Raw genomic sequence first — 13,768 nt, 5'->3', positions numbered from 1 at the left:
GGAATCCCCCGGGCTTGACAGGCTCATACGCTCAGAAAGCTTTGCAGATTTGCAACCGGGTCGCCCCCGGTCACTAGCGCTTCACCGACCAAAACCGCGTCGGCGCCAGCTTCGCGATAACGCTCAACGTCTGAGACATCAAGCACCGCAGACTCAGCGACTCGAATTACACCAGCCGGAATCTGATCAGCTACTCGACCAAAGAGCTCGCGGTCGAGTTCAAAGGTTGAAAGATCACGAGCGTTCACACCGATCAGCTGAGAGCCGAGGTCAACGGCGCGCGCGACCTCTTCTGCACTGTGCGCCTCAACGAGAGGGGTCATACCCAGTTCGCGAATGAAGGTGTAGAGGCGCTGCAATGTGGCCTGCGGAAGCGCGGCAACAATCAGTAGCACCAGGTCGGCGCCTGAAGCGCGGGCTTCGAGCACTTGGTACTCTTCACCGATAAAGTCTTTGCGAAGCACCGGGATACTCACGGCCTTGCGCACAGCCTCAAGATCATCGAGTGATCCCTTAAACTTGCGCTGCTCAGTGAGCACGCTCACCACGCTCGCCCCGCCTGCCTCGTATTGAGCTGCCAGCGCCTGCGGCTCAGGAATCTCGGCGAGATCGCCGCGTGATGGGCTAGCCCGCTTCACCTCGGCGATCACTTTGATGTGATCTGCCGGGGAAAGAAACTCGAGAGCATCGAGCGCCGCCGGACGCGCGAGAGCGTCAGCTTCAACCTCGTGGGTGGGGCGAAACTGCCTTCTCGCGCGCGCGTCGTCGAGCGACCCGGCGAGCAGCTGATCTAGCACTTTAGTGAGCGCCAGGCTTTGGGGTGTACTTCGGGCCCTTGACGCCGTAGCCTGCCTTGGCCAGGATCCAGCCGAGCAGCGCGCCTACGACCATGACGCCAACGCCAGCCCAGACGAGCCAAACGAGGCTCATGCTGAACGCAGCCGTGCCAATCGCGAAGCCAATCAGCATGACGATCACTGCCGTCCATGCAGCTGGCGAATCGCCGTGACCGGGATCAGTTGGATTGTTGCTCATGAATCTCCTTGAAAGCGGACAGTTCTTAGGGAAGTCTATCGCCTGCTGTACGTTCCCTGCGAATTCTCGCGCGGGTCGGCAGGGAATGTTCTAGGTCTATCGATCGTCGGAAGGATCGAAGCCGTCGTTTTGGGTCTCCCAATCGTCAATTCGATCGGGGTCGTCGTTATTGCGGGCGCTACGAGATGATTCAGATTCGTACTTGCGTCCAGCCGCCTTCCAGCGCCCAGCGAACACCAGCACGAGCACCCCGAGAAGAACGAGCAGTACACCCGCGATTGCCGTAAGAACCACAACAAAAGTGGTTGAGATGTCAGCGATCATGCCCATCTGAGCGGCACCCTCGATACCCGTGGCCTCTGCGAGTCGACCAGCAATAGCCGCCTCGGGTTCGCTCAGTGCGCCAAAAGCGATCGCGGCGATCCCAACTCCAAGCAGCATAATGAGCACGCCAAGAATCCGGCGGAACACCTTGCCAGCGATAGTCAGCGCAAGAGCGGCCGCGAGCACTGCAATTGCGACTGGCGAAAGTGACTGATTCACCTGCTGCCCGGTCACACCGAGAGTGTCCGTTGCCGCCGAACCGACCACAAGCGACACAGCGACCCAGATCTGCGTTGCCGCATACAGCGCAATCCCCCCGGCAAGGGCGACACCGGTGAGCAACAACAGCTTGCTACGCATGAGGTTATCCTTCGAGCTTCAGTTCGCTAAGCGAATTGGCGATAGCCACCGCGCGAAGCGGGGCCGCTGCCTTGTTCCGTGATTCTTGATCTTCAAGCTCTGGCACTGAGTCGGCAACTATGCCGCCACCTGCCTGCACCATGGCAATGCCATCGCGAATTGTCGCCGTACGAATAGCAATCGCAAGGTCAGCGGCGCCGCCGAGGCCGAAATAGCCCACAACGCCGCCGTATACGCCACGCTTCACCGGTTCAAGCTCGTCAATAATCTGCAATGCACGAGGCTTTGGCGCACCACTGAGCGTGCCAGCAGGGAAGGTAGCACGAAGCGCATCGACGGGGTTCTCGTCTTTACGGAGCACACCCTCGACTGTCGAGACAATATGCATGATGTGGCTGAAACGCTCGATACGCATGAACTCGGTCACTTCAACACTCGACGGCTCGCACACACGAAGCAGGTCGTTTCGAGCCAAATCGACCAGCATCAGATGCTCGGCCCGTTCCTTCTCATCGGCAAGCAGTTCGCGTTCGTGCTGCTGGTCCTCATCAACCGTCGCACCGCGGGGCCTGCTACCCGCAATCGGATGCGTCATGACGTGGCCGCTTTCTTGCACCGTGACCAACGCTTCGGGGCTTGAACCGACCACAGAGAACGGCTTGCCCTCGGCATCTTCAAGCTGCAGAAGATACAGGTACGGGCTCGGATTCAAGTGACGAAGCACACGATAAACGTCAAGCGGATCGGCAGTGCACACCTGATCAAAACGCTGTGATAGCACGACCTGGAAGATATCGCCGTCAACGATGTACTTCTTGCTGCGTTCAACACCGGCCAGATAGTCGGCCTCTGCCGTCAGTCTGCTCGGCTCGGGCAACAGAGCACGATCCAGCGTGCCAAGCGGTGAAGCAACCGGAGCTGCGAGCGAGCGTTGCAACTCGTCAAGCCGCGCCTGAGCATCCGACCACAGTGAATCGCCATCGGCAGCAGCATCGTCGCTGAGCACATTTGCTAGCAACACCACACTGCCCTCGCGGTGGTCGATAACCACAAGTTCACTCACAAAGCTCAGCCCTTGGCTTGGCAGACCGGGGCCGTCTTCCGGGCCGTCTCCCAGGCGTTCAAATTGGCGAACAGTCTCCCAGCCGAGGTAACCCACAAAACCGCTCGCGAGCGGCGGCAGATCTGGCATCGGCTGTTGCCGCCAGCGTTCATAGACCGCCCGAAGCGCTTCGGCTGGCGCAAGAGAGTCAACTCCCCCTGGCAGTAAGCGTTCCTGGTCAATACCTCGCGCAGGATCAGCTGACCAAAAGGCCTGTCCGTTTCGCTCGGTCAGCACGCCAAAACTACCTGCGCCGACAAAACTGAAACGGGTCCATACCCCGCCCTGCTCGGCACTCTCAAGCAGGAACGTGCCTGGGCGGCTCGCTGCTACTTTTCGGTAGATACTTACTGGCGTGTCTGCGTCGGCAAACACCTCTCGGCATACCGGAATGACGGTGTGGGTCTGTCGGGCAGCTTCAAAGGCGGCGCGCGTTGTGGTGAGGCTCACCGTTCAACTCTAGCGGTCTCCGGCTTAGCGTTCGACGGTGCCCTGCACCGCTTCCATGCCCCGGCCATCAAAACAGCTGCGCTCGCCAGTGTGACAGGCCGCACCAATTTGCACGACGCGCACCAAAAGCGTGTCGGCATCGCAGTCCATTGCTACGGAACGCACGTACTGGGTGTGGCCCGAGGTATCGCCTTTTCGCCAGTATTCCTGGCGAGAGCGCGACCAGAAAGTCACGCGGCCGGTGGTCAGGGTGCGATGGATCGCTTCGCGGTCCATCCACGCGAGCATCAACACGTCGCCGTTCTCGTCGTCCTGAATAATGGCTGGCAGCAAGCCGTCAGCGTTAAAGACAAGAGAGTCAAGTGTCGGATCTCCTGCGCCGCTCATAGCGATGTCCCCCTTACGACGTGCCCGGCGTCGGCGATGGCCTGTTTCACCTGGCCAACTGTGAAGGTGCCGTCGTGGAATACCGAGGCCGCGAGTACCGCATCAGCACCGGCGTCAATGGCTGGCGCGAAGTGCTCGAGTTTGCCTGCACCGCCTGAAGCAATCACGGGAACTGAAGCGAGTTCGCGCACCTTACTTGTGAGCTCAAGATCGAAGCCCGCAAGAGTGCCGTCGGCATCCATGCTGTTTACCAGCAGTTCGCCTGCGCCCCGCTCGACAACCTCACGGCACCACTCAAGCGCGTCAAGGTCGCTCTCCCGGCGCCCACCGTGTGTGGTCACAACAAAACCGCTCGGCATACGATCGCTACGCTTCACGTCTAGCGAGAGCACAATAACCTGCGAGCCGAAACGATCAGCAATTTCGCCGATCAATTCTGGGCGTGCAATCGCCGCGCTATTCACGCCGATCTTGTCTGCACCAACACCGAGCAGCCGAGCAACGTCTTCATCGCTGCGCACGCCGCCACCAACGGTGAGCGGAATGAACACCTGCTCAGCTGTGCGTCGCACAACATCGTACGTTGTGCTGCGGTCGTCAACGGTAGCGGTGACATCGAGAAAAGTCAGCTCGTCTGCACCTTGCTCAGCGTAACGAGCGGCAAGCTCGACAGGATCACCTGCATCGCGCAGATTGAGAAAGTTGACACCCTTGACCACACGGCCAGCAGCCACGTCTAGGCAGGGAATTACTCGAACGGCAAGAGACATGATTGCCCCCTCTGCTAGAGCCTTGCGGCGTGGATTGCGGTGACAAGGATCGCGCGCGCTCCAATGTCAGCGAGCTTATCCATGACTTCGTTGGCCTCGTCTGAGGGAATCATGACACGAACCGCGACCCAGCCGTTGTCGCGTAGCGGCGACACGGTAGGTGATTCAATACCGCCAGCGACAGCGATTGCTTCGGCAAGCAGCGACTCTTCGAGGTCGTATTCAACCATGACAAACTTGCGAGCCACCAGCACTCCGCGCAGTCGACGGAGCAATCGCGCAATGCCCTCGTGTTGCTTTGGTCCGCCGATCAGCACAGCTGTCGATTCGAGGATCACCGGGCCAAAAATCTCAAGGCCAGCGCTCGCAAGGGTGGCACCTGTCGACACCACGTCTGCCACGGCATCTGCCACGCCAAGTTGCACGGCAGACTCAACAGCACCATCAAGCTTCACCGTGATCGCGGTGACGCCGCGCTCACGCAAGAAGTCATCAACCAGTTTTGGATAGCTGGTGGCAACACGCTTGCCTTCGAGCTGAGAAAGGTCGGTGAAACCGGCAGCAACCGGAGCCGCAAAACGGAAAGTTGAATCGCCGAAGTCAAGATGCGCGATTTCACGTGCTTCAGAACCGGAGTCAAGCAGCAGATCTCGACCGGTGATACCTACGTCGAGCGCGCCCGAGCCTACATAGGTGGCAATATCGCGGGGGCGCAGGTAAAAGAACTCGATGTCGTTGCGTACATCACGGTGAACGAGCTTTCGGCTATCGCGGCGGCCGCTATACCCAGCCTCTGCGAGCATTTCTGCGGCGATCTCGGACAGTGAACCTTTGTTTGGAACTGCTACGCGCAGCATGTGAAGATCCTTTTCTAGAGGTATCGGTAAACGTCTTGAAGAGTGAGGCCCTTGGCGAGCATGAGCACCTGCAAATGGTAGAGCAGCTGGCTAATCTCTTCGGCGCAGGCTTCGTCGCTCTCATGCTCGGCTGCCATCCAAACTTCGGCAGCCTCCTCGACGATCTTCTTGCCGATGGAATGGACGCCGGCGTCCAGACGCGCCACGGTGTCACTACCTTCGGGTCGCAGCTGAGCTTTTTCGCTCAGTTCAGCGAACAGTTCGTCAAATGTCTTCACGTTGACCAATCGTATCGGGTTTCTTCAGGGGGAATCGAACACTCGGGTGAGATCAGTGCGAATGATTCGCCACTGCACGGCGAAGATCGGCAATACGATCCTCAGGAACTCCCCCATAGACCGCAGAACCGGCAACGAATGTATCAGCACCAGCCTCGGCGGCAATAGCAATGGTGTCGACGGTGATTCCGCCGTCAACCTGCAGCCAAACGTCTAGCCCGCTAGCTGCCTTCGCATCGGCGAAACGTCGAAGCTTCGGCATCATGTCGTGCATAAACTTCTGGCCACCAAAACCCGGTTCAACCGTCATCACGAGCACCTGATCGAACTCAGGCAAGAGCTCAAGATATGGCTCAGGATCGGTGCCCGGCTTCAATGCGATACCGGCGCGAGCACCAATCTCACGAATACGCCGAGCAAGTTTTACCGGATCTTCAGTCGCTTCGGCGTGGAAGGTCACTGAATAAGCGCCGAGCTCGGCATAGCCGGGAGCCCAACGATCGGCATCAGAAATCATGAGGTGCATATCAAGCGGCACCGGTGAGACAGCCTGAATACGTTCGACAATCGGTGGCCCCATCGTCAGATTCGGCACGAAATGATTGTCCATCACGTCAACATGCACCAGATCGGCGCTGGCAATGGCTGCAAGCTCGGCCTGAAGATTCACAAAATCTGCGGAAAGAATGCTCGGATTAATACGCGCTGCGGTCACGTTGTTAGCCTATTCGATTCGTGGTTGTCTCGATGCGCCCTAGTTGGCGATCTCTTGGTACGCGAATTGCAGCATTGACTCATCGGCACCGGCAAGGACTCGGGGCTTTGCAATGTCGTCAAGCACAATAAATCGGAGCATGCCAGCACGCGCCTTCTTATCGCGTTGCATGGTCGCAAGCAGACCTGGCCAGCGGCCAGCAGGGTAGGCCAGCGGCAACCCGAGCAAACTGAGCACACGACGGTGCCGATCCACCGCAGCATCTGAAAGATGCCCTGCCATACGGGCGAGCTCGGCCGCATAAACCATGCCAATCGAGATGGCGACGCCGTGACGCCACTGGTATCGCTCAGCGTGCTCGATCGCATGGCCGAGAGTATGACCATAGTTGAGAATCTCGCGCAGCCCGCCCTCGCGGAAGTCTTCGCTCACCACCCGAGCCTTGACTCCGATCGCAAGCTCGACCAGGCGACGGAACTCGGCACTCTGCGGATCGGTAGCGACCTCGACGTTTGCCTCAATCGTGTCAAGAATCTCCGGCTCGGCAATAAAGCCGCACTTCGCGACCTCAGCAAAACCGGCAAGAATCTCGTTCTTTGGCAGGGTGTCGAGCATCGCAAGATCACAGATCACCGCGTGTGGTGCATAGAAGCAGCCCACCAGATTCTTGCCCTCCGAGGTATTGATGCCAGTCTTGCCACCCACCGAAGCGTCGACCATACCGAGCACCGAGGTTGGCACCTGGATCAGGCGCACCCCGCGCAACCAAGTAGCTGCAACAAAACCAGCGAGATCAGTAACAGCACCGCCACCAAGCCCGATAACGGCGTCGGTACGCGTGAAGTCCGACTGGCCCATGATCTGCCAGCAGAATGCCGCCACCTCGATACGTTTGGCGTCTTCGGCGTCAGGCACCTCTGCTAGCAGCACCTGCCCGAACTTCGACTGCAGTTCGAGGCGAAGCTCTTCAGCGACACGTCCGACGGTTGGGGTGTGCACAATTAGTACCTTGTTCACCCGATCACCGAGGGCCTCGGCAACTTTTCCGGTCAGCCCACGGCCAACGTAGATCGGATACTCGCTTTCACCAGTAACCCGAATCTCGGTGATCGCCGCGGATGGTTCGGAAACGCTCATCGTCTGCACTCTCGTTTCTAGTTGGCTTCTTGAGTGAAATCTTGGCTGCTCGGCGTTGCTTCTGCAGCGACCTGAGCCTCTGCAGTGGCCTGTGCTTCTACGGCGGCCTGTGCTTCTACGGCGACCTGTGCTTCTGCGGCAGCTTTGCGCGCGTCACGGCGACCTCGGGCTTTTGCCCACTCGATGACGCGACGACTGAGCTGCTCTTTGGTCGCACGGTCGGTGCGGAAAGTAATGTCAGAAACCTCTTCGTAGAGAGGCTTACGGGCTTCGAGAATTCGCCCCCAGGCTGCTGGGTCGTCACGAAGCAATGGACGGCGCGACAGATTTGCGGTCTTCAACACGGCAGCCTGAGTAGTCATCAACAGGATCACCGGGTAGTCACGAAGCAAGGCTCTGGTTGAGTCTGTGAGCACTGCTCCCCCGCCGAGCGCCAGAATTCGCAAGCCCGGCTGAGCCAGCTGTTCAGCAATAATCTCAGCCTCGATACGCCGAAACTCTGCCTCACCGTGCTTCTCAAAAAAGTCGGTAATGACGCCGTGCCTCGACTGAAACACCGCATCACTATCAACAAACTTCACGCCAAGATCTTTTGCAACCTTACGACCAAGACTGGTTTTGCCTGCCGCCATCGGTCCAACAAACACGATGGTTCTCTCGGGCAAACGACCGCGCCCCCGGCCCCGACGTCTGCGACGCTTCGCACGTTTTGGCGCAGGGGTCTCCACAATTGGCACCGGCTGGGTCAGCGGGTGCCTCGGTGGCGATGGCACCGGGTGCGATGCTGCGGGGTCTTCGATCACGACTCGATAGCGGTCTGCAGCACCTCGGGAATGGCTGCCAAGTAGCTCTCCATATTGCGCTTGGTTTCGGCAACGCTATCGCCACCAAACTTCTCAGTCACTGCGTCGGCCAAAATCAGCGCAACCATTGCCTCGGCAACCACACCGGCAGCGGGAACCGCCGAAACATCGCTGCGCTGGTGGTGAGCTTTCGACTCTTCGCCAGTAGCGACATCAATAGTCTTGAGCGCGTTCGGCACAGTAGCGATTGGCTTCATGCCTGCGCGAACACGCAGCACCTGGCCAGTGGTCATGCCGCCCTCGATACCACCGGCGCGATCGGTATCACGCTCAATACGGCCGTCACGCAAGTGCAGTTCGTCGTGGGCCTCTGAACCGCGGCGCTTCGTAGTTTCAAAGCCGTCGCCAACTTCAACGGCCTTAATCGCCTGAATTCCCATCAGCGCACCAGCAAGGCGCGAATCTAGGCGGCGGTCCCAGTGTACGTACGAGCCGAGCCCGGGTGGCAAACCATAAGCAAGCACTTCCACGACACCACCGATGGTGTCGCCCGACTTCTTAGTGTCTTCGACTTCTTCGACCATGCGAGCGCTGGTTTCGGCGTCAAAGCACCGCAGCGGATCAGCGTCAAGTTGATCAACGTCTTCGGGGCGAGGCAACGCAGAGCCACGAGGCACCTCAACCGGGCCGATCGAAAGTGTATGGCTCACCAGCCGAATGCCAAGCTCGCCGAGGAACGCTCGCGCCACCGCTCCAAGAGCAACACGCGCTGCGGTCTCGCGGGCGCTCGCGCGCTCAAGCACGGGCCGTGCCTCGTCAAAGCCGTACTTTTGCATGCCAGCAAGGTCGGCGTGACCTGGGCGAGGGCGGGTCAGCGCGGCACCTCGCCCACGCGAGCGCTCGCTCAGTTCGGTCGCCTCCGGGTTCATCACCTCAACCCACTTTGGCCACTCTGTGTTGCCGATCCGCAGCGCAATTGGGCCGCCAATGGTGCGTCCTTGCACCACACCACCCGAAAAGTTGAGCTCATCTTGCTCAAACTTCATACGCGAGCCACGGCCGTAACCGAGCTTTCGCCGCGCGAGATCTTCACGAACGAGGTCGAGTGAAAGCGGCACGCCGGCAGGCATACCTTCAAGTACAGCGATGAGTTCTGGGCCGTGAGATTCTCCGGCGGTTAGCCAGCGCAACATGGCATCCTTCTTCCGAGCAAAGGGGTGTCTGGCGTCTTCGAATGGTCAAATTCGCCAAGCGTCGACGGTGCGTGCCGACGCATCAAGTGTTGTGCGACTATCGACTATTCCTTGAGACAAGCTGTCTCCCGGCACAAGACGATATGCACCTCATAGCCTCTATACTTCCATACTCGCCGCGTCGGACCGACCTGCAAGGTAGTCCATCTGCGCGCGCACGCTCATCTCAGCTGCAAACCACACCGAACGATCTACCTCGGCATACACCCGTTCGACCACCTGCATCGCAGTGGTGTCTCCCGCTTCGAGCGCGGCCCGAACCTGCTCAAGTCGGCTCGCCCGATGTGCAAGATAGCCGTCAACAACGGTGAGTGGATCGGAAATAGACGGGCCATGCCCCGGCAGAATGTGACGCACATCGCCTGCCACGATCCGCTGCCGAATCGCTGCAAGTGAATCTAGATAAGGGCCGAGCGCGCCATCGGGGTGCGCCACCACTGTCGTGCCGGTGCCCAAGATCGTGTCGGCGCTGAGCAAGCTCTGCTCTGCCGTCAGCACCAGACAAATCGAATCCATTGTGTGGCCGGGTGTTGCCATCACTTCAATCTCAAGGCCACCAACGCTCAGCACTTCACCCGCTGTTAGCGGCTCAGCATTGCGGCACCAGGTTGAGTCGAGCGCCCGGGCCGGAGCCCCGGTGAGTTCAAAAAAGCGGTCGATCGAATCGGTATGGTCGGGGTGCCAGTGCGAGTAGAGCACCAAATCTATATGGCCGCCATCGCGCCCCGCGACTTCAATCAAGCGGGCCAGGTGATCCTCGTCAAGCGGGCCTGGATCAAGCACCACTACGCTGCTTGAACCTGGTTCACGAAGTAACCAAGTGTTTGTGCCGTCGAGGGTCATCACACTCGGATTGTCGGCGCGCACCAAAAGTGCTCGCTCGGTGACGTTGCTCAGGTGCTCATCTTTCAAGACGCTGGATCCTCTCCGGTATCAAGCCACAGTTTGCCGTCAATTTCGCGCAGTCTTGGTTGAATCGTACGGATCGTGCGCGCAGCTGCAGCCGCAGCAAGCGAATCAACCCGTTCTTCGAGTAGTTCTGCGCAGACCACTTTGGTGGGCGGCATCATCATCGCTTCTCGGGCCTCGACTCGCCGCAGTGCTTCGCGTAAGGAAACCCACTCAGATCTGTCGGCTTCGCCGCTCACCGACTCAATTTGCTGACCTTCGGGCACCAAAGCCACAAAAAAGCAGGTGTCAAAGCGGCGAGGTTCAAACGCCGGAGTGATCCAGTGAGCCCACGGTGCCAGCAGGTCTGCACGAAGCATCAACTGCTCGGCGTGCAAGAACTCTGCAAATGTAAATTCGTGCCGCTCCAGCGCCGCGCGAGCCTCGTGATAGACCCCGGTATCGCTAACGACCGAGTGAGCGTCAGGCCCAGCGAGCAACACCCCCGTTTCTTCGAACGTCTCGCGCGCAGCCGCCACAACCATTTCGTGCGCAACTTCCACGCTCGAATGAAATCGCTCGGCAAACCACGCTGAGTCTGGACCGATCCAGGGCAGCTCTTCTCGGTCTGCCTTGTGTACGCCGCCGCCAGGGAACACATACATGCCCGCGGCAAACGCCATGCTGGTCTGCCGTCGCATGAGAAAGGCTTCGAGACCGTCTGCGCCCTCGCGCAACAGCACTATCGTTGCGGCTGGCTTTGGTGTTGCCGGGGCACCAGTCGTGTGCAATTTCTCTCGAAAGCTCTCCGGAGCGGGGGTAAGCATGTCGACTCGTTTGTTCTCAGTTACGCGACAACCGCGTCGCGCATTGCGGCCAGCACAGCGGTCTCGTTTTCTAGTGGCAACGCCGGATCGCCATTCATAAAGATTCGTATCTGCAAGAGCGCTTGCTCCACCAGCATGCCGGTGCCTGCCGCCACCCGTTTGCGAAGAGCTTCAGTGCGTGTGGCGAGTTCGGAGGGCCAAGGGTTATATGACACATCAAAAGTGTCGGCGAGACCAAGAGTTGCGACGCGATCCCAGTCAACGCTTCCACCCGGGAGCGTTGAAATCACGAGGCTGGCGTCAACAAACGTTTCGCGCTGAGCTGCTCGCGATAGCGCATCATCGAGATAGAGTTCTGCGGCCTCGACCCGCACAGCTTCGCTGCCAGGCTGCTGGGTTCCGTCAAAATGCTGGGCCAGATCCACCGCAGTTTCAAGTCTGCGAGCGAACACTGTGACGCGTTCTGCGCCAAGGCTTCGAGCGGCAAGCACCGCAGAGACAGCGGTCGCACCTGCGCCAAATACAAGGGTGTGCGAGGCATCGAAGTTCTCACGGGCAATGGCTGCAGCCAAACCGCCAACGTCGGTGTTAAAACCGGCCCACGCAGCGCTGTCGCCAGCACCCGTCACCCGAAACAGTGTGTTTACTACTCCGCTCTCGCTCGCAATCGGATCGAGCACCGTCGCAAGGCGGTGCGCTTCTTCCTTGAGCGGCATGGTGAGCGACAGTCCCCGCCAATGTTCGTCGCGCTCGGCGAGAAAAGAGGCAAGATCTGCTGACTGCAGCTCGTGCCGACCGTATTGCCAGGCAAGTCCGAGAGTCCGATAGGCCGCGGTATGAATCGCCGGCGACTGCGAATGCGCAATTGGTGAGCCAAGCACCGCCAACTGTGCGGCGCTTGGCAACTGAATGCGAGGATCAGTCACAGTATTTGCCACCGGAACTCTCATGCGCCGAGCACCACTCGTGCAGTCTTGCGACGTTTGCCTGGTGTCCTGCTTCATCATCGGCGAATGCGGTCTCTCCGCTTTCCAGGTTCACTGCGGTGAAGAAGATCCAAGCACCGTCAGCAGGGTTCATCGCTGCATCGATGGCGGCGTCTCCGGGCAAGCCGATTGGGCCGATCGGCAGACCTGGGTTCGCGTAGGTGTTGTACTTGTTGCTCGCGTCTTCACGCTCGGCGTCGGAGGTCCAGACAGTGTTGTCAGGGTTGCCAGTGCCATACGAAACCGTTGCGTCAGATTGCAGGTTCATGCCAACATCAATACGGTTCAGGAACACCCGCGAAATCTTTGGCATGTCTTCGGTGCTTCCGGCTTCCTTCTGCACAATCGAGGCCAAAGTCACGACACGCAGGACGTCCGACTCGGGCACACCGTGCTCATCGAGCGCCTGCCACATGCGGTCGACCATGGTCTGAATAATGCTCTCAGCAGTGTCATCTGGCTCGAAGATATAGGTTGCCGGGAACAGGAAGCCCTCAATCGAAGGGAAGTTCTGCGGAACACCAAACTTACTTGGATCCTTCGCAGCCTCCTCAAAGTCGCTCAGTGGCAGGCCGGTCACCTTTGCAGCACGCTCAAATGCGTCTTGCGCAGAGATGCCTTCTGGCAGCACGACAGAGAGTTCCACCCGATTTGCCTCGTCCTGCAACGCATCAAGTGCGGCCTGCGAACTCATTTCAAGTTTCAGTTGGTACGAACCAACCTGAAATTCAACCGGCTCCTTCTGCTCAAGGAGTAGCTGGTAAAAAGCCTGCGAGGTTTTCACTACACCAGCGTCCTCAAGGGTTTGCGCAACGTCTTCGCCGATATCGCCGCTTCGGATCGTGACGATAACCTCGTCGCGGCCCTGACCCTCAAAATCGTTGGTGGTCCAACCAAGGGCGAGCGAAATACGCTCACCAAAGTTCGCCCAGACAATAGCGCCAGTGCCGCCAAGCACCAGCAGAGCAACCAGCACTGAACTCAGCACAATAATCAGTCGTTTTTTTGACTTTTTTTCGGGACGTGCCTGATGAGTCATATTTCATTGACTTTCTGTGTCTGAGTCATACTTCGTTAACTATCGGGAGTGGTTGCCGAATCAGTGGAACTGGCAAGCGGTGCTACCACCGTACCCGGCGCAGCTCCACGAGCCCGCTCCATGTCCAACGCCTGCTGCAAGATGATGACTGCTGCAGCCTGATCGATGATCTGTTTGGTTTGTTTCGTCTTCTTGCCTGCCTGCCGCAATTGACCGTGCGCTGAAACGGTCGAAAGACGCTCATCAATCAGACGCACTTCAACATCTGCCGAAAAAGCAGGTGAAGTCGATACGGCGGTAGCGATCCGCTGCGCAAATTCTTCGGCATCCTCAGTTGAAGGAGTTCGGTTGCCACTCATATTGAGCGGCAACCCCACCACAAATTCAACAGCTGAGATTTCTTCGGCAATCGAGAGAATTCGAGCGATATCGACGCTGCCTGCCGTATCACGAGCAACCGTCTCGACTGGAGTTGCCAGCATGCCGTGCAAATCGGTGCGGGCGACACCGATGCGGGCCTTGCCCACATCGATGCCGATCCGAACACCAGAACGCAC

Annotated in this window: 17 protein-coding genes; all 17 read right to left on the bottom strand. The window is 58.9% G+C overall.

All coding sequences use genetic code 11. The features are described from left to right. Positions 1-23 precede the first annotated feature (23 nt). The gene (gene trpC, locus QBL02_RS11705) at positions 24-797 is read right to left on the bottom strand and encodes an indole-3-glycerol phosphate synthase TrpC (RefSeq protein ID WP_282726607.1); all 774 of its coding nucleotides are present in this window, start codon (positions 795-797) and stop codon (positions 24-26) included. Between the two features lies 1 nt (position 798). Then, positions 799-1,035, bottom strand: coding sequence for an HGxxPAAW family protein (locus QBL02_RS11700; RefSeq protein WP_282726606.1), 237 nt, complete (start codon positions 1,033-1,035; stop codon positions 799-801). Positions 1,036-1,131: 96 nt separating this feature from the next. Continuing rightward, positions 1,132-1,719: a Trp biosynthesis-associated membrane protein gene (locus QBL02_RS11695; RefSeq protein ID WP_282726604.1), complete on the bottom strand. Its 588-nt coding sequence runs from the start codon at positions 1,717-1,719 to the stop codon at positions 1,132-1,134. Positions 1,720-1,723: 4 nt separating this feature from the next. Beyond that, positions 1,724-3,271, bottom strand: a complete 1,548-nt coding sequence (locus QBL02_RS11690) for an anthranilate synthase component I (protein ID WP_282726603.1) — start codon at positions 3,269-3,271, stop codon at positions 1,724-1,726. 24 nt (positions 3,272-3,295) lie between these two features. After that, positions 3,296-3,658: a phosphoribosyl-AMP cyclohydrolase gene (gene hisI / locus QBL02_RS11685; protein ID WP_282726602.1), complete on the bottom strand. Its 363-nt coding sequence runs from the start codon at positions 3,656-3,658 to the stop codon at positions 3,296-3,298. Next, complete coding sequence (gene hisF, locus QBL02_RS11680) at positions 3,655-4,428, bottom strand: imidazole glycerol phosphate synthase subunit HisF (protein ID WP_282726600.1); 774 nt, start codon at positions 4,426-4,428, stop codon at positions 3,655-3,657. Before hisF ends, hisI begins: the two co-directional genes overlap by 4 nt. Positions 4,429-4,442: 14 nt before the next feature. Further along, a complete protein-coding gene (gene hisG, locus QBL02_RS11675; RefSeq protein WP_282726599.1) occupies positions 4,443-5,285 on the bottom strand; it encodes an ATP phosphoribosyltransferase in 843 nt (280 codons plus the stop codon). Positions 5,286-5,299: 14 nt separating this feature from the next. Further along, a complete protein-coding gene (locus QBL02_RS11670) occupies positions 5,300-5,563 on the bottom strand; it encodes a phosphoribosyl-ATP diphosphatase (RefSeq protein WP_282726598.1) in 264 nt (87 codons plus the stop codon). A gap of 52 nt (positions 5,564-5,615) precedes the next feature. Then, positions 5,616-6,278 (bottom strand): ribulose-phosphate 3-epimerase, encoded by a 663-nt coding sequence (gene rpe / locus QBL02_RS11665; protein ID WP_282726597.1) that lies wholly within the window; start codon positions 6,276-6,278, stop codon positions 5,616-5,618. Between the two features lie 39 nt (positions 6,279-6,317). Further along, positions 6,318-7,415, bottom strand: a complete 1,098-nt coding sequence (gene aroB, locus QBL02_RS11660; protein ID WP_282726596.1) for a 3-dehydroquinate synthase — start codon at positions 7,413-7,415, stop codon at positions 6,318-6,320. Positions 7,416-7,432: 17 nt separating this feature from the next. Continuing rightward, on the bottom strand, positions 7,433-8,218 hold the full coding sequence (locus QBL02_RS11655) for a shikimate kinase (RefSeq protein ID WP_282726595.1): 786 nt from the start codon (positions 8,216-8,218) through the stop codon (positions 7,433-7,435). Then, the gene (gene aroC, locus QBL02_RS11650) at positions 8,215-9,411 is read right to left on the bottom strand and encodes a chorismate synthase (protein WP_282726594.1); all 1,197 of its coding nucleotides are present in this window, start codon (positions 9,409-9,411) and stop codon (positions 8,215-8,217) included. The genes QBL02_RS11655 and aroC overlap by 4 nt, the downstream gene beginning before the upstream one ends. 159 nt (positions 9,412-9,570) lie before the next feature. Further along, positions 9,571-10,383 carry an MBL fold metallo-hydrolase gene (locus QBL02_RS11645; protein WP_282726593.1) on the bottom strand — a complete coding sequence of 271 codons (813 nt, stop codon included), beginning with the start codon at positions 10,381-10,383 and terminating at the stop codon, positions 9,571-9,573. Continuing rightward, positions 10,380-11,186, bottom strand: coding sequence for an NUDIX domain-containing protein (locus QBL02_RS11640; protein WP_282726592.1), 807 nt, complete (start codon positions 11,184-11,186; stop codon positions 10,380-10,382). The genes QBL02_RS11645 and QBL02_RS11640 overlap by 4 nt, the downstream gene beginning before the upstream one ends. Positions 11,187-11,206: 20 nt before the next feature. Further along, on the bottom strand, positions 11,207-12,112 hold the full coding sequence (locus QBL02_RS11635) for a shikimate dehydrogenase (RefSeq protein ID WP_282726591.1): 906 nt from the start codon (positions 12,110-12,112) through the stop codon (positions 11,207-11,209). Next, complete coding sequence (gene mltG, locus QBL02_RS11630) at positions 12,105-13,211, bottom strand: endolytic transglycosylase MltG (protein WP_282726590.1); 1,107 nt, start codon at positions 13,209-13,211, stop codon at positions 12,105-12,107. The genes QBL02_RS11635 and mltG overlap by 8 nt, the downstream gene beginning before the upstream one ends. A gap of 35 nt (positions 13,212-13,246) precedes the next feature. Then, positions 13,247-13,768 (bottom strand): Holliday junction resolvase RuvX, encoded by a 522-nt coding sequence (ruvX, locus tag QBL02_RS11625; protein ID WP_282726589.1) that lies wholly within the window; start codon positions 13,766-13,768, stop codon positions 13,247-13,249.

This window comes from Leucobacter sp. UT-8R-CII-1-4 (assembly GCF_030010235.1).
Lineage (GTDB): Bacteria > Actinomycetota > Actinomycetes > Actinomycetales > Microbacteriaceae > Leucobacter.
This window is presented reverse-complemented; position numbering and strand designations above follow the sequence as displayed.

Coding starts and splice junctions, on each gene's coding strand:
- QBL02_RS11700 (WP_282726606.1), bottom strand. CDS start 1,035: ATGAGCAACAATCCAACTGATCCCGGTCACGGCGATTCGCCAGCTGCA.
- QBL02_RS11695 (WP_282726604.1), bottom strand. CDS start 1,719: ATGCGTAGCAAGCTGTTGTTGCTCACCGGTGTCGCCCTTGCCGGGGGG.
- hisI (WP_282726602.1), bottom strand. CDS start 3,658: ATGAGCGGCGCAGGAGATCCGACACTTGACTCTCTTGTCTTTAACGCT.
- hisF (WP_282726600.1), bottom strand. CDS start 4,428: ATGTCTCTTGCCGTTCGAGTAATTCCCTGCCTAGACGTGGCTGCTGGC.
- hisG (WP_282726599.1), bottom strand. CDS start 5,285: ATGCTGCGCGTAGCAGTTCCAAACAAAGGTTCACTGTCCGAGATCGCC.
- aroB (WP_282726596.1), bottom strand. CDS start 7,415: ATGAGCGTTTCCGAACCATCCGCGGCGATCACCGAGATTCGGGTTACT.
- aroC (WP_282726594.1), bottom strand. CDS start 9,411: ATGTTGCGCTGGCTAACCGCCGGAGAATCTCACGGCCCAGAACTCATC.
- QBL02_RS11640 (WP_282726592.1), bottom strand. CDS start 11,186: ATGCTTACCCCCGCTCCGGAGAGCTTTCGAGAGAAATTGCACACGACT.
- mltG (WP_282726590.1), bottom strand. CDS start 13,211: ATGACTCATCAGGCACGTCCCGAAAAAAAGTCAAAAAAACGACTGATT.